We start from the raw sequence: 14,841 nt of genomic DNA, 5'->3' as shown, positions 1-14,841 counted from the left end.
GTTTCCGCACCACGTCGGGGCGACGCAGACCCCCGGCGATCGCAAGACGCCCGCGGGGCTCTTTCCCAGCGTCCAAGCTCTGCTCGCAACCTGTCCCCAGCGGGAGGGCGAGCTTATGGACGCGAACTCATCCACTTCACCGATCTCCATTGCCGAGCTCGGCCACCGGCTCGGCGCCGAGGGCGCGCCGATCGTCGTCGACGTGCGGCGCGGGCCGGCTTTCGAGCAGAGCGGGCGCGCCGTCGCCGGCGCGCTGCGGGGCGATCCGGCGGCGCTCGACGACTGGGCGGCACACCTGCCGCGCCATGCCGAGATCGCGGTCTATTGCGTGCACGGGCACGAGGTGAGCCAGGGCGCGGCGGCGGACTTGCGCGAGCGCGGGCTGAAGGCGCGGTTCGTGGTAGGCGGCTTCGAGGCCTGGGAGGCCGCGCTGCTGCCGACCCGCGCGGCGCGCGGCCTGCGCCGGCCGGGCGAGCGGCCCGGCCGCTGGGTGACGCGCGAGCGGCCGAAGATCGACCGCATCGCCTGCCCCTGGGCGATCCGCCGCTTCGTCGACCCGGAGGCCGAGTTCTTCTACGTGGCGGCGGAGCGGGTGCGGACCGAGGCCGAGCGGCTCGGCGCCATTCCCTATGACATCCCCGGCGTCGAGTTCAGCCATGTCGGGCCGCGCTGCAGCTTCGACGCGGTGATCGACCGCTTCGGCCTCGAGGACGCCGCGCTCGACAGCGTCGCCGCCATCGTGCGCGGCGCCGATACCGGGCATCCGGAACTGGCGCCGGAGGCATCCGGCCTGCTCGCAATCTCGCTCGGCCTCTCGGCGCTCTTTGCCGACGACCATGCCATGTTGTCGGAAGGGCTGCGCGTCTACGATGCGCTCTATGCCTGGGCGGCGCGGGCGCGCAGCGAAACCCATGGCTGGCCGCCGAAGGCTTAGAGCGATGCAACAGCAGACGATGAAGAATACGACACACTGGCCGCCGGTCTCGTTCGGCGAAGCGACGCGGCTCTGGCTCAAGGTCGGCCTGCTCTCCTTCGGTGGGCCGGCCGGGCAGATCGCGCTGATGCACAAGCTGGTGGTGGAGGAGCGGCGCTGGATCGGCGAGACCCGATTCCTGCACGCGCTCAACTACTGCATGCTGCTGCCGGGGCCGGAGGCGCAGCAGCTCGCCACCTATATCGGCTGGCTGATGCACCGCACCTGGGGCGGCATCGTGGCCGGCGGGCTGTTCGTGCTGCCGGGCGCGATCGTCATGCTGGCGCTCAGCACGATCTACGCCACGCTCGGCGAGGTGCCGCTGGTGCAGGCGGTGTTCTTCGGCGTCAAGGCCGCGGTGCTGGCGGTGGTGATCGAGGCGGTGCTCCGCATCGGCAAGCGGGCCCTGAAGAACGCCGCCATGTACACGATCGCCGCCGCCGCTTTCATCGGCATCTTCTTCCTGGAAGTGCCGTTCCCCATCATCGTGCTGGGCGCCGGCGTCGTCGGCCTGATCGGCGGGCGGCTCGCGCCGGACCGCTTCGTCGTCATCAAAGGGCATGGCGAGGGCGACGCGGCGGCGGAGCCGATGATCGACATCCCGCATACGCACCCCTCGGCCGCGCGGGCCCTGGCCGTGCTCGCCGTCGCGCTGGTGCTCTGGCTCGGGCCGGTGCTGGTGCTGTGGACGATGCTCGGGTCCGGCGACGTGTTCACGCAGGTCGGCCTGTTCTTCTCCAAGATGGCGGTGGTGACCTTCGGCGGCGCCTATGCGGTGCTCGCCTATGTGGCGCAGCAGGCGGTGGAGACCTATGGCTGGCTCAATCCCGGCGAGATGCTGGACGGGCTCGGCCTCGCCGAAACCACTCCGGGGCCGCTGATCCTGGTGCTGCAATTCGTCGGCTATTTGGCGGCGTTCCGCGCGCCGGGCGCGCTCGATCCGCTGGTCGCCGGCACGCTCGGCGCAGTGCTGACCATCTGGGTCACCTTCCTGCCGTCCTTCCTGTGGATCTTCCTCGGCGCGCCCTATGTGGAGCGGCTGCACGGCCGGCCGGTGCTGGGCGCGGCGCTCTCCGCCATCACCGCGGCGGTGGTCGGCGTGGTGCTGAACCTCGCCATCTGGTTCGGCCTGCATATGGTGTTCGGTCGCGTGCAGGAGGTCCATGCGGCGGGTCTGCGACTGCTGGTCCCGGACTGGGCGACACTCGACCTCGCCGCGCTGGCGCTGGCGGTGGCGGCACTGATCGCCATGCTGCGCTTCAAGCTCGGCATGCTGACCGTGCTGGGCGCGGCGGCGGCTCTCGGCATCGGCTGGAAGTTCACCTTCGGCGGCTGATGGCCGGCCCGGATTGCCGGGCTGCATTGCTGGTATGGCCAACAAAGTCCGGCTAGTCTGACGCTCCCGATTTCCGGACCCAGAGGACCATGCCCAGACAGGCGATTTCGCGCCCGATCCGCATCGCGAGCTGGAACATCAATTCGGTCAGGCTGCGTCTCGCCAACGTGGCGCGCTTCGCCGCCGAGTTTCAGCCGGACGTGCTCTGCCTGCAGGAGACCAAGGCGGGCGACGACGTGTTCCCCGACGCGGCGCTGGCCGAGATCGGCTTCACCCATCGCGCCTTCAAGGGCGACAAGGGCTATAACGGCGTCGCCATCCTGTCGAAGATTCCGTTCACCGAGAAGCGCTACGAGAGCTTCGGCGGCATCGATCATTCGCGCCATCTCGCGGTGACGCTCGAAGGCGGCGTCGAGCTGCACGATTTCTACGTGCCGGCCGGCGGCGACATTCCGGATGCCGCGGCCAATCCGAAATTCGCCCACAAGCTGCAATTCGTCGCCGACATGACGGCATGGTGCAAACGGCGCCGCGATCCCGCCGCGCGGCGCATCCTGGTCGGCGACCTGAACATCGCACCGCTCGAGCACGACGTCTGGTCGCACAAGCAGCTCCTGAAAGTGGTCAGCCACACGCCGGTCGAGGTTGCGGCGATGGAGAAGCTGATCGCGACCGGCGAATGGGTCGACAGCGCGCGCCGCTTCACCCCGGCGACGGAGAAGCTCTACAGCTGGTGGAGCTATCGCTCGCCGAACTGGGACATCGCCGACAAGGGCCGCAGACTGGACCACATCTGGGTGTCGCCGGCGCTGGCGGGCGGGCTGAAGGCGGTGGAAACGCCGCGCGGCCCGCGCGGCTGGGAGGTCGCCTCCGACCACGTGCCGGTGATCGCCACCATCGCTCTCTGAGGGACGCCCGATGCGCGACCTGCGCCCGTTCTATGCCCCATCGAGCGTCGCCGTGGTCGGCGCCGCCGAACGCGCCACCTCCTCCGGCGGCGCCGTGCTGCAGAACCTGCAGATCTCCGGCTATCCCGGCCGCATCGTGCCGGTGAACCCGAAAGGCGGCGAAATGTTCGGGTTCAAGGCCGCGACCTCGCTCGCCCAGGTCGGCGAGCCCTGTGAGCTCGCTGTCATCGTGATCCGGCCCGACCTGATCCCGGCAGCGATCGAGGAGGCCGCCGCCACGGGACACAAGAACCTTCTGATCCTGCCGGGCGGCTTCGCCGAGGCCGGGGCCGAGGGCAAGGCGCGCGATGCCGCCGTGCGCGCGCTCGCGAGCGCGAAGGGCCTCACCATCGCCGGGCCGAACTGCGCCGGCATCATTTCGCTGAAGGCAGGCTTCCGCTTCGGCGCCACCTTCCTGCGCGACATGCCGCCGGGCGGCGGGCTGGCGCTGGTCTCGCAATCCGGCGCGCTGGCCGAGGAGGTGATCGCGGCGGCGAACGACCACAAGATCGGCTTCGGCACCATCGTCACGGTCGGCAACGCCATGCATCTCGGCGTCGAGGACCATCTGGAATATCTGGGGCAGCAGGACGAATGCTCGGCCGTGTTCCTCTATGTCGAATCGATCGAGGACCCGACGCGCTTCCGCCGCATTGCGCGCAGCGTCGCGCGCGACAAGCCGGTCGTGCTGCTGCTGGGCGGCCGCACCGCGATCGGCGGCAGCGCCGCCGCCGCGCATACCGGCGCGGTACCGAACGACGAGCCGGCGCAATCCGCCTTCGCCGACGAATGCTGCGCGCTCCGCGTCACCTCGCTGCGCCGGCTGATGCTGGCGGCCAAAGGCTTCGGCTTCTTCCCGCAGGGCTTCGGTCGGCGCGCACTGATCCTGTCCAATTCCGGCGGGCCGGGCGTGCTCGCCACCGACGCGGCGACGGTCGAGGGGCTGGAGCTGCCGGCGCTGCCGGCGGCGATGGCGGCCGAGCTCAAGGCGAAGCTGCCGGGCGAGGCCTCGGTCGCCAATCCGCTCGACCTGCTGGCCGATGCGCGCGAGGATCGCTTCGGCATGACCCTCGACCTCGCGCTGGCGCACGGCGCCGGCACCTACGACGCGATCCTCGGCATCCATGTGGTGCCGTTCATGGTCGATGCCGATCCGGTGGTCGCGCGGCTGACCCAGGATGCGGCGAAGCTGCCGCGCATGCATGCCATGATGGGGACACTGCCGGACAAGGCCGCGTGGTTCGCCCGCCTCGAAGCCGCCGGCATTCCGGCCTTCAACGATGTCGAGGCGATGGCGGAATGCGCCGGGCTGCTGGCGCGCTATCCGGCGCTGAAGCAGTCGGCGGCGGCGCCGGAGCCGAACCGGCCACCGGCATTGAAGGGCCGCGGCGGCTGAGCCGGCTCGCACGCATCGCGCTGGCCGCGGGACTGCTCGCGCTCGCCACCATCGCGGTGCAGCTCGGGCCCTGGCGCTACGTACCGGCTGGCCAGACGGCGGCCGACGACTATCGCGGCGAGGGCCAGCTCTGGTTCTTCTCCCGACAAGGCGCCGAGATCCGCCGCGGCCCCGACGCGCCCGGCATCCAACTCAATGCCGGCCGGAGCATCAGCTATGCCGCCCGCTGGATCCGCCCCGCCGCCGGCATGGCCTATACGCGGGTCAGCCTCGACGTCGCGCTCGACGGCGTGACCGAGAACCGGCGCGGCATCGGCGCCATGCTCGGCGTGGTGAGCTTCGATGCGCGCGGCCGGCGCCTGGCACATTGGCCCAAGGTGCTGTTCCTCGGCAGCGGCACGGAGCCCTGGCGGCGCGTGTCGCTGACTGTCCCCTGGGCCGACGAGGTGGCGACGATGCGCCTCGAGCTGGTCAATGCCGGCGAGGCGGGCCGCATCTCGCTGCGCGGTGTCGAGATCGCCATGCTGGACGATGCGGCCTGGTATCCCTGGGCGCATCGCGCGCTGATCGCCGGCTGGGCGCTGCTCGGCCTGGTCGCAGTGACCTTGGCGCTGCGCTACGGCCGCCCGCTGCTGCCAGCCGGGGCGGCGACCGCGGCGGCGCTGGCGATCGCCATCGGCGGCGTGCTGCCGGAGCCGCTGTTCCGCGGCCTGACGGCACCGATCGAGCAGCCGCTGATGGCGCTGGGCCGCGCCGTGGTCAAGCCGGCGACGGTGGCGACGGCGGAACGGCGCCCGCCGGCACCGGCCGAAGGCCAACCCCGCGCCGAGGCCGCCGCCAGGCCCGCGCCGGCGGCACCGCCGGTGGAGAGCGGTCCTGCGACCGAAATGGCGGAGCTGACCCGCGAAGGCTTCCAGTGGGTGCAGCGGGCGGTGGGCAAGAAGGTGATGCATGCGGCGGGCTTCGGCGGCCTCGCCCTGCTGGTCGCCTTCGTCGCGCCGCCGGTCGGCCTGCTGCATGTCGCCGGCATCGCCGGCTTCGCCGTGGTGACCGAGGTGCTGCAGATGCTGACCGTCACGCGCGGCGCGCATCTCGGCGATATCGGCGTGGATCTGCTGAGCGCGGCGCTCGGACTTGCGCTCGGCGTGGCGGTCCGGCTCGTCTTCCTGCGATGGCGGCTCAGCGCGCCGGCGCGCGCCTGACCGGTCAGTCCTTGCCCTGAAGCTTTCCTTCGAGCTCGCGGACCTTGTTGTTGGCGTCGCGCAGGTCGGCGGTGGTCTTCTCCACGCGCTGGGCCAGCACGCGCATGATCTCGACCGCCATCTGCGGGAACTCGGTGACCAGGCGGAAGAACAGCTCCTTGGCGATGCGGAGCGTCACCAGCTGCTCGGTCGCGATCACCGTGGCGGTGCGCGGCACGTCGCACAGGATGGCCATTTCGCCGACGAAGTCGTTGCGCTTGAGATGGGCAACGGTGAGCGGGCCCTGCGGCGTCTCGACCTGGACGTCGGCCTGGCCGTCCATGATGACATAGGCGGCATCGCCCATATCGCCCTGCCGGATCAGCGCCTGGCCGGGCTGAAAGGTCAGCCGCTCGCTGGTGAAGGCGAGCAGCTTGAGCTTGGAGGGCTCCAGCTTGGCGAAGAGCGGCACGCGCCGGAGGAGATCAACTTCTTCGTTCAGGCTCATCGGCGGACTCCGTCGCGACTATTCGTGCGCCAGCAGGCGGTGGAAATGGCTCCCCTCGCGGTCCAGTTCCGCCACCTTGCCCTGCTCGACCAGCCGGCCGCCCTCGAAGGTCAGCACCCGGTCGAACCGCCGTGCCAGCGATGCACGCGGCAGCGTAGCAATGACCGTGCCGTCCTTGAACTCGGCAAGTATGGCGTCGAGCGTTTGGGCCAGGCCCCCGGCATCCAATGCCGAGAACGCGTCCGAGAGTAGCAGAATGTCGGGCCGTTTGAGCAGGGCACGGGCGAGGCCGAGCCGCTGGCGCTGCGCCGCCGAGAGCCGGCCGCCGGCGATGCCGCATTCGAAGCCGAAACCGACCCGGGCCACGGTGTCGCGCAGTTCGAGCTGCGCCAGAAGCTCGCCGACCAGCTGGGCGATCTGCTCGGCGGCCTGGGCCTGACCGTACACCACCTTGCCGAACAGGATGTTGTCCAGCAGGTTGGCGCCGGGGAGATAGCGGTCCGGATCGAAGAAGGCGATGCCCTTGGCGAGTTCGGGCGGCAGGTCGCGGGCGAAGACCTCGCGCGCCTCGATCAGGCGGGCTTCGAGCTCCGGCTCGATCTGGAAGATGCGGTGGCGCGTCGGGATCAGCTTGAAGGGCAGGCTCATCAGCCGCATGCGATCGGCCGGCGAGGCCTCGCTCAGCCTGTCACGCGGCACCCGCTGCAGCAGCTGCTGGAATTCCGGCAGGTCGTCGGAGGAGATGAAGCTGAACTGCTGGAAGAATTCGTGGTCCGGCGGCAGGTCGGCGAACAGTTCGACCATGGTGGCGGCGACCTGGCGGCCGGCTTCCAGGAAGCGCTGAGTGAGGCCCACCTTCTCCAGCACCTGCAGCACGTAGGGGTGCTCGGCCAGACGCTCGACATCGAAGCCGTCGCCCACCGGCAGGCCGAACAGCAGGTTCTCCGCGAACGTGGCGTTGCGGTTGTAGCGGGCGCGGTCCCAGCCTTCGACCAGCTGGGCGATGCCGGGCTGCATCAGCTTCTCGCGCAGAGCGGCGCGGGCGCGCAGGATCGCCTCCGCGAGATCGGGATCGGCCTTCGGATCGATGCTGCCGCGCAGGCCGAACTGATAGACATCTTCGTAGAGGCCGATCAGGCGCAGCACGCGCAGCGCCTCAACGCTCAATGCGTCATTGTGCTCGACGCCTGCCTGGGCGTAGTCGGTCCAGTCGGCTTCGGGATCGTCGGTGCTGTTGCCGGAGGCGACGGATTCGCGCAGCCGCACCTGCCAGCGCTTCGCCGCCTCGCCCTCGTAGGCGGCTTCGGCGACCGGCCGGTGGCGCAGGCCGAACAGCAGGTTGCGCTCCAGGCTCGCATTGAAGACATAGGGCGCAGCCCCGACGAACCCGATGCGCGTGCCGGTGACCGCCTCCGGCAACGGCCCGATATCGGTGCCGCCGATGCTGATGCGGCCCTTGTCCGGCTCGATCAGACGCGCAAGCAGCAGCATCAATTCCTCCCGGCCCGGTCCCGAGCCGAGCACCGCGACGCGGCTGCCGCCCGGCAGGGTCAGCGACAGGCTGTCCAGGATGACGGTGTCGTTGTCGTCGACATAGGTGAGGCCGGCGATGTTGACGTCGCCGCGGAGGCTGGGCACCTCCTCGGGCTCCGTCAGCTGATATTCCGGCGGCCGCGTCCCGGGCGGCGCGAACTGCGACACCACCTGCTCGTACTTGATGCGCGCGTCCTCGCGCTGCTGATAGTGGTTCAAGAGCTCCTTCAGGGGCGCGCCCATCTCCTTGTGGGCGGCGACCGCGGCAACGACGGTACCGACATCGAGCTGGTTCTTGATCGCGAGATAGCCGCCGATCAGATAGAAGGTGAACGGACCCGCCTGCTGCAGGAAGTTGTTCAGGAACTTGATCACGAACTTCCGCTGGAAGATCTCGTAGCGGATCCAGTAGATGTCGCCGAGCCGGGCGGAGAAATCGGCGAGGAAGCGCTTGGCCGCGTGGTTGGCGTGGATCTCCTGCACGCCCTGGATGCTCTCGCCGATGCGGTCGGCGAGACGGCGGGCCGTGCGAACCCGCTCCTTGCCGAGCTGGTTCACCTTCCGCTGCATCTTCGGAATCAGATAGAGCTGCGCCGGATAGAGCGCGAGCGCCGCCAATGCGATGCCCCAGTTCTGCGCGAACAGGAAGCCAAGGGAGACCAGGAACATGCCGCCCTGGAACAGCGGGAGCGCGAAGCTCTCGGCGATGAATCCGCCGAGGCTTTCGGTCTCGGCAACGATCATCGGGATGATCTCGCCCTGGCTCATCTTGCGGAAGGTCGGCAGCGGGAAGCGCAGCACGCGGCCATAGAGCTCGTAGCGCAGCCGCCGCAGCATGCGCTCGCCCGAGATGCCCTGATAGACGTTGATCGAGTACTTGAAGCCCTGCTGCACGATGACCAGCGCCAGGAACCCGATGCAGAGCAGGACCAGGAAGGCTTCCGGGCTCAGCTCGAACCCGAGAATGGTGTAGGGAAACTCGACGTTCTTGTGGGAGATGCCTTGATTGACGATCAGCTTGGGCATCAGGAGGTAGTAGTAATACGGCACGAAGGAAGCGAACGAGAGCAAGGTCAGCGCGATCTGCTGACGCAAGCTGTACCTGATGATGAACCTGTAGATGCTCGGTTCCATGCCCCCCGCCCGATTCCCGGCCGGCCCGATTCGCGTGCGGGCGAGCCTAGCCGGAAATGGTTAAGCAGAGGAACCGGCCGAACGGCAGATAACCGTGACGGTGGACACGTTTAGCGAGCGAAACGGGGCCGTTTCCGACCCTCTCGCACGGACCTATGCGGCCCGTTTCACCTCCGGCCCCACATAGGCCGAAAGCGGCCGGATCAGGCGGCCGTCGCGCTCCTGCTCCATCACATGCGCGCACCAGCCGGCCATGCGGCCGACGGCGAAGGTGCCGGTGAAGACCGCGCGCGGGATGCCAAGCGCCTCGAGCAGCAGCGCAGTGTAGAACTCGACATTCATGTCGAGCCGCCGGCCGGGCTTGCTGCGCGCCAGCGTTTCGACCGCCCTGGCCGCCACCTCGCCGGCGAAGGCGAGCCGGCCCTGATCGACCGGCAGGGTCTCCACCGTCGCCTTCAGCACATCGGCGCGGGGATCGCGCACCTTGTAGACCCGGTGGCCGAAGCCCATCAGGCGCGCGCCCGAAGCCAGCGCCGCCTCGAGCCACGGGCCGACATTGGCGGGCGCACCGATGGCGTCGAGCATGTCGAGCACCGGGCCGGGCGCGCCGCCGTGCAAGGGGCCCTTGAGCGCGGAGAGCGCGGCCAGCGCCGCCGAGATCATGCCGGCTTTCGTCGAGGCGACCACCCGGGCGGTGAAGGTCGAGGCGTTGAAGCCGTGATCGGCGACGGTGGCGAGATAGGTGTCGAGCGCCTTCTCCTCGACGGCACCGGCCCGGTGCCCGCGCAGCATGCGGAGGAGATCGGCGGCGGTGCCGAGCGCGGGATCCGGCGCGACCGCCGCGCCGCGCGCGATGGCCGCCACCAGAACCGGCGCCGCGCCGCAGAGCAGATAGTGGTGCGGCATCGGCTCCCCGTCGCCCAGCCGGGCGAGGCCGAGGCGGAGCAGCTCGATCGGTGCGAGATGGCCGGCATCGGCCAGCATGGCCGGGACGAGCGCGGCGGCCCGCTCGCGCGCCGCCGCGAGGCCGGCGCGCACGGCGTCCGCGTCGCCGCCACCTTCGCCCAGCCCTTCCCACAGCAGCGCGGCCACGCCCTCGAAGCCGCGCGCGGCCACCAGGTCGCGCAGCTCGATGCCGCGCACGATCAACCGGCCGCCCTCGCCGTCGACATGGGAAAGGGTCGTCTCCGCGGCGATCACGCCGTCCAGTCCCGATCTGGCGTTCATGACAGGCTCCAGGTGGCTTGCTTTCCCGGCAGACATCATCAACATTGACAAAATGGTCAATCTTGATTGTTCCGATCAATGCCGCGCCGGCCTGACCTGACCGCCAGGGAAGCGATTGCGGCGCTCGGCGTGCGCCCGCAAACGCTCTACGCCTATGTCAGCCGCGGCCTGATCCGCGCCAGCAAGGGCAATGGGACCACCAGCCTGTATCGCCGCGAGGACGTGGAGCGGCTGGCCGGCCGCAAGGCGCGGGGGCGGAGCGAGGCGGCGGTGGCCGGGCGCGCGCTCGATTTCGGCGCGCCGGTGCTGGCCTCCGGCCTGACCCTGATCCGCGATGGCCGCGTCTTCCTGCGCGGCGTGCCGCTGGAGACCATCGCCGCCGACTGGACGCTGGAGCGCATCGCCGCGCATCTCTGGCAGGCCGACGAGGCGGATATCTTCGCTGCCGACAACCTGCCGGCGACGCTCGTGCTGCCGCCGCTCGCGCATCCGCTGGCGCGCGCCGCCGCCCTGCTGCCGGTCGCGGCAAGCGAGGACAAGACGGCGCTGGCGGTGGAGCCGGCGGCGCGGCTCCGCGTCGGCGCGCGCGTGCTGCGCCTTCTGCTCGCGACGCTGGCCGGCACCACGCCGTCGGCACTGCCTGCGCACCGGCTGCTGGCGAAGACCTGGCGCCTGAAGGACAAGCGCGCGACGGAGGGCATTCGCCTTGGCCTCGTGCTGTCGGCAGATCACGAGCTCAATGCCTCGACCTTCGCGGTGCGCGTGGTCGCCGGCACTCGGGCCAGCCTCTACATGGCGCTGATCGCCGGCCTCGCCGCGATGTCGGGGCCGCTGCATGGCGCCTTGTCCGAGCGCGTCACCGGCATGCTCGACGAGTTGCTGCGCGGGCACGATGCCGGCGCGGCGACCTTGCAGCGGCATGCGAGCGGCGCGGTGTTCTATGGCTTCGGACACATGCTCTATCCCGATGGCGATCCCCGCGCGCGCCTGCTGCTGGATTGGATCGAGGATGCCGCGCCGCGATCGAAGGAGCGGCTGCAGATCGCCGAGGTGATCCGCACGGTGAAGGGGCTGACCGGCCTCGATCCCAATATCGACTTTGCGCATGTGGCGCTGGCCCGTGTGATCGGCCTGCCGCGCCAGGCGCCGATCACCATGTTCGCCGGCGGCCGCACCGCCGGCTGGATCGCGCACGCGCTGGAGCAATACGAAGCGCGCCAGCTGATCCGCCCCCGCGCCCGCTATACCGGGCCGGAGCCTATTGTGTGATCCCCGCGCCCGACCGTCGTGGCATGATCGGGGCACGATGATCGTCGTCCTGGGCTCGATCAATCTGGACCTCGGCTTCGCCGCACCGCGGCTGCCCGCAGCCGGCGAGACGGTGCTGTGCGATGCCGCCGCCGTCAGTCCCGGCGGCAAAGGCGCGAACCAGGCGCTCGCCGCCGCGCGCGACGGCGCGGCGGTGCGCATGATCGGCGCCGTCGGCCGCGATGCCTTCGCCGCGCCAGCGCTGAGCGAGCTGCGCAGCGGCGGCGTCGACATTTCAGGCATCGTCGAGGTGGAACGACCGACCGGCCTGGCGGCCGTGATGGTCGATCCCGCCGGCCAGAACCAGATCATGGTCGCGTCCGGAGCCAACCTCGCCGTGACCGCCAGGCAGATCGAGACGCTGGCGCTTGGCCCGGACGCGACGCTGGTGCTGCAGATGGAAATCCCGCCCGCGGAAGTTGCCAAGGCCATCGAATTCGCCCGGACGCGCGGCAGCCGAATCGTGCTGAATCTCGCGCCGGCCGCGACACTGGCGGAGGAAGTGCTGGCCAGGCTCGACGTACTGATCGCGAATGAGATCGAGATCGCGCGCCTCGGCACCGGCCGCCCGATGGACATCGCGCACGCGGTGGCGCGGCGGCTCGGCATCACCGTCATCGTCACCCTGGGCGGCGACGGCGCCTGCATGGCAGCGCCGGCTTCATGCTGGCAGATCGGCTGTCTGCCGGTCGAGGTGGTCGACACGACCGGGGCCGGCGATGCCTTCGTCGGCGTGTTCGCGGCGGCGCTGGATCGGGGCGCCTCCCCCGAATCGGCACTGCACCGCGCCAGTGTCGCCGGGGCGCTGACCTGCACGCGGTTCGGGGCGCAATCGGGCCTGCCGGGCGCGGCCGAGATCGACCGCGCGCTTTCGCGCCTCGCACCTGCAGTGCGTGCCGACTAGGATCCGCGCGTTCCTGGAGGAAACGACAATGAAGGATGCGAAACCGCCGCGGCCCGATCTGGCGGCGGTGCTGGAAGCGCAAGCCGCGGCGCTGGACGCGGCGCGGTCCAAGGCCGTGGCGCAGATGCGCGCCAAGGGCGGCCTGACCATCCGCGAGCAGCTCGACATCTTCCTCGATGCCGGCAGCCTGGTGGAATACGGCCGCCTGGCCCGGCCGGCCAGGCCCGAGATGCAGGGCGCCGCCGACGGTGTGGTGATGGGCGTCGGCACCGTGGCCGATCGCGCCGTCGCGGTGATGGGCTATGACTACACCGTCTATGCCGGCACGCAGAGCCTGGTGAACCACCCGAAGGCGACGCGCATGTTCCAGCTCGCCGCCGAGCGGCGCTGGCCGGTGGTGACCTGGGTCGAGGGCGGCGGCGCGCGCCCGCACGACACCATCGCGACGCAGCGGCCGAGCGGATCGACGCCGACCTTCGTTGCCTTCGCGCGGCTGTCGGGCATGGTGCCGACGGTCGCCGTCGCAACCGGCTATGCCTTCGCCGGCCAGGCCAATCTCGCCGGCCTCGCCGATGTGCTGATCGCGACCAAGCGGGCGATCATCGGCATGGCCGGCCCGCCGCTGGTCGAGGCCGCGTTCGGCCGGCCGTTCACGCCGCAGGAGATCGGGCCGATCGATGTGCATGTCGCCTCCGGCGTGGTCGACATCCTGGTCGAGGACGATGCGGCGGCGGCCGTGATGGCCAAGCGCTATCTCGGCTATTTCATCGGCCCGCATGTGCCGGGCGAGGCGCCCGACACGGCGAAGCTGCGCGACCTGGTGCCGGAGAACCCGCGCCGCGCCTATGACGTGCGCCGCGCCATCCAGGGAATCGCCGATCTGGGATCCGTCACCGAGCTGCGCCCCGGTTTCGGCAAGGCGATGGTAACGGCGCTGGCGCGGATCGAAGGACGGCCGGTCGGCTTCGTCGCCAATCAGCCGATGTATCTCGCCGGCGCGATCGACAGCCCGGCCTCCGACAAGGCGGCGCGCTTCATCAGCCTGTGCGACGCGCACGACATCCCGATCGTGATCCTGTGCGACACGCCGGGCCTGATGGTGGGGCCGGAGGTGGAGACGACGGGGCTGGTGCGGCATTCGGCGCGCATCCTGGTCGCGCTGGCCAATGCCACGGTGCCGTTCATGACCGTGGTGCTGCGCAAGGCCTATGGCCTCGGCTATTACGTGATGGGCTCGCGCCCGCTCGATCCGACCCTGCTGATCGCCTGGCCGACGGCGGAGTTCGGCGGCATGGGCATCGAGGGCGCGGTCAACATCATCCACAAGAAGGAGCTAGAGGCGGAGAGCGATGCGGAGAAGCGCGCGGCGCTGCATGCGCTCCGCACCGAGCAGCTGAAGGCCTCGCACACCGCGCTGGCGCAGGCGGGGCATTACGCGGTGGACGACGTGATCGACCCGGCGGAGACGCGCGCCGTGCTGGCCCGGACCTTGCGCGCGATCCCGGCCCCTCTGCCGCGGGAAGGGCGCAAGCACGTGGTCGATTCCTGGTGAGGCCTACCGGCGCGCCACTCTACCAGCGCGCCTGGGCCTGTTGCGGCGCGCGCGCAAGCGCGGTGATCGGCACCAGGACGAGGCCGCGCGCCTCGAGATGCGGCAGCCATTCGGTCAGCGCCTCCAGCGTCGCGTCGTGCGGATGGCCGATGGCGACGGCGTGGCCGTGCCGCTTGGCGACGCGCTCGACCTCGGCGAGCTGATCGGCCACGCGATCGGCGGTCAGCACGTTGTCGAGGAAGATGTCGCGCTGCGCCACCGGCAGTCCGAGCTCGGCGCCGAGGCGATAGCCGACGCTGTGCGACGAGGTGCGCGAATCGAGGAACATCAGGCCGCGGCGCTCGAGCTCCGCCAGCACGGTGCGCATGGCGCCGGCATCGGCGGTGAAGCGGCTGCCCATGTGGTTGTTGACCCCGACATAGCCATCGAAGCGACCGAGATTCCAGGCCAGCAGGTCGAGCAGCTCGGTCGGCTCGAGCCCCACGCGGAGTGCGTTCGGCCCCGGCGAGATGCGGCGCGATTCGGCCTCCATCGGCAGATGCAGCATCAGCTCGTGCCCGGCGCGGCGGCCGGCCTCCGTCTGGTGCGCGAGCTCGCCCGCATAAGGCAGGAAGGAGAGCGTGAGCGGCCCCGGAAGGGCGATGGTGCGCGCGGTGCGCGGCCGGTCGAGGCCGAGATCGTCGATCACGATGGCGACCGCCGCGCGGCCGGCACGGGCCGGCGCCGCCACGGCGTAGCGCCGCCACGGGGCAGGATCGTTTCGCGAGTCATGCCGGGGTTCGGCGCGCGGGATGGCACGCGGCGGCCGTGCCGGCACCGCGGCGGCGGCCGGTGGGCCCGCC

At 70.5% G+C, this 14,841-nt stretch carries 12 protein-coding genes; 8 read left to right on the top strand and 4 right to left on the bottom strand.

Annotated elements, in window-relative coordinates; translation table 11 throughout:
- Positions 1-115 precede the first annotated feature (115 nt).
- The 5 genes from DT074_RS15615 (at position 116) to DT074_RS15590 (ending at position 5,854) form a co-directional block, all read left to right on the top strand.
- Positions 116-934 carry a chromate resistance protein ChrB domain-containing protein gene (locus DT074_RS15615; RefSeq protein ID WP_119420786.1) on the top strand — a complete coding sequence of 273 codons (819 nt, stop codon included), beginning with the start codon at positions 116-118 and terminating at the stop codon, positions 932-934.
- Positions 935-938: 4 nt separating this feature from the next.
- On the top strand, positions 939-2,309 hold the full coding sequence (gene chrA / locus DT074_RS15610) for a chromate efflux transporter (RefSeq protein ID WP_119420785.1): 1,371 nt from the start codon (positions 939-941) through the stop codon (positions 2,307-2,309).
- An 89-nt stretch (positions 2,310-2,398) separates the two neighbouring features.
- Positions 2,399-3,217, top strand: coding sequence for an exodeoxyribonuclease III (locus DT074_RS15605; protein ID WP_119420784.1), 819 nt, complete (start codon positions 2,399-2,401; stop codon positions 3,215-3,217).
- Positions 3,218-3,227: 10 nt separating this feature from the next.
- A complete protein-coding gene (locus DT074_RS28090) occupies positions 3,228-4,652 on the top strand; it encodes a CoA-binding protein (RefSeq protein WP_162914936.1) in 1,425 nt (474 codons plus the stop codon).
- Positions 4,556-5,854 (top strand): hypothetical protein, encoded by a 1,299-nt coding sequence (locus DT074_RS15590; RefSeq protein WP_119420783.1) that lies wholly within the window; start codon positions 4,556-4,558, stop codon positions 5,852-5,854. The genes DT074_RS28090 and DT074_RS15590 overlap by 97 nt, the downstream gene beginning before the upstream one ends.
- A 4-nt stretch (positions 5,855-5,858) precedes the next feature.
- On the opposite strand, the gene DT074_RS15585 is transcribed toward DT074_RS15590, so the two are convergent.
- From DT074_RS15585 to DT074_RS15575, 3 genes are all read right to left on the bottom strand, one after another.
- On the bottom strand, positions 5,859-6,341 hold the full coding sequence (locus DT074_RS15585) for a cyclic nucleotide-binding domain-containing protein (RefSeq protein WP_119420782.1): 483 nt from the start codon (positions 6,339-6,341) through the stop codon (positions 5,859-5,861).
- Between the two features lie 18 nt (positions 6,342-6,359).
- On the bottom strand, positions 6,360-9,008 hold the full coding sequence (locus tag DT074_RS15580) for an ABC transporter transmembrane domain-containing protein (RefSeq protein WP_119420781.1): 2,649 nt from the start codon (positions 9,006-9,008) through the stop codon (positions 6,360-6,362).
- A gap of 153 nt (positions 9,009-9,161) precedes the next feature.
- Positions 9,162-10,235, bottom strand: a complete 1,074-nt coding sequence (locus DT074_RS15575; protein ID WP_119420780.1) for a citrate synthase — start codon at positions 10,233-10,235, stop codon at positions 9,162-9,164.
- A gap of 78 nt (positions 10,236-10,313) precedes the next feature.
- On the opposite strand from DT074_RS15575, the gene DT074_RS15570 reads away from it, so the two are divergent.
- The 3 genes from DT074_RS15570 to DT074_RS15560 are packed head-to-tail and all read left to right on the top strand — an operon-like array spanning position 10,314 to position 13,999.
- Positions 10,314-11,504 (top strand): citrate synthase family protein, encoded by a 1,191-nt coding sequence (locus DT074_RS15570; protein WP_119420779.1) that lies wholly within the window; start codon positions 10,314-10,316, stop codon positions 11,502-11,504.
- 37 nt (positions 11,505-11,541) lie between these two features.
- Entirely contained in the window at positions 11,542-12,447 is a 906-nt protein-coding gene (locus tag DT074_RS15565; protein WP_119420778.1) for a ribokinase, read from the top strand.
- Between the two features lie 28 nt (positions 12,448-12,475).
- Positions 12,476-13,999: an acyl-CoA carboxylase subunit beta gene (locus DT074_RS15560; RefSeq protein WP_119420777.1), complete on the top strand. Its 1,524-nt coding sequence runs from the start codon at positions 12,476-12,478 to the stop codon at positions 13,997-13,999.
- A 19-nt stretch (positions 14,000-14,018) separates the two neighbouring features.
- Here the strand turns inward: DT074_RS15560 and DT074_RS15555 are convergent.
- Positions 14,019-14,841, bottom strand: an 823-nt coding sequence (locus DT074_RS15555) for a divergent polysaccharide deacetylase family protein (RefSeq protein WP_368744697.1), incomplete at its 5' end; no start/stop codon positions are given.

It is taken from the genome of Desertibaculum subflavum (genome assembly GCA_003576705.1).
GTDB lineage: Bacteria > Pseudomonadota > Alphaproteobacteria > Ferrovibrionales > Ferrovibrionaceae > Desertibaculum > Desertibaculum subflavum.
This window is presented reverse-complemented; position numbering and strand designations above follow the sequence as displayed.

Coding starts and splice junctions, on each gene's coding strand:
- DT074_RS15615 (WP_119420786.1), top strand. CDS start 116: ATGGACGCGAACTCATCCACTTCACCGATCTCCATTGCCGAGCTCGGC.
- chrA (WP_119420785.1), top strand. CDS start 939: ATGCAACAGCAGACGATGAAGAATACGACACACTGGCCGCCGGTCTCG.
- DT074_RS15605 (WP_119420784.1), top strand. CDS start 2,399: ATGCCCAGACAGGCGATTTCGCGCCCGATCCGCATCGCGAGCTGGAAC.
- DT074_RS28090 (WP_162914936.1), top strand. CDS start 3,228: ATGCGCGACCTGCGCCCGTTCTATGCCCCATCGAGCGTCGCCGTGGTC.
- DT074_RS15590 (WP_119420783.1), top strand. CDS start 4,556: ATGCGCCGGGCTGCTGGCGCGCTATCCGGCGCTGAAGCAGTCGGCGGC.
- DT074_RS15585 (WP_119420782.1), bottom strand. CDS start 6,341: ATGAGCCTGAACGAAGAAGTTGATCTCCTCCGGCGCGTGCCGCTCTTC.
- DT074_RS15580 (WP_119420781.1), bottom strand. CDS start 9,008: ATGGAACCGAGCATCTACAGGTTCATCATCAGGTACAGCTTGCGTCAG.
- DT074_RS15575 (WP_119420780.1), bottom strand. CDS start 10,235: ATGAACGCCAGATCGGGACTGGACGGCGTGATCGCCGCGGAGACGACC.
- DT074_RS15570 (WP_119420779.1), top strand. CDS start 10,314: ATGCCGCGCCGGCCTGACCTGACCGCCAGGGAAGCGATTGCGGCGCTC.
- DT074_RS15565 (WP_119420778.1), top strand. CDS start 11,542: ATGATCGTCGTCCTGGGCTCGATCAATCTGGACCTCGGCTTCGCCGCA.
- DT074_RS15560 (WP_119420777.1), top strand. CDS start 12,476: ATGAAGGATGCGAAACCGCCGCGGCCCGATCTGGCGGCGGTGCTGGAA.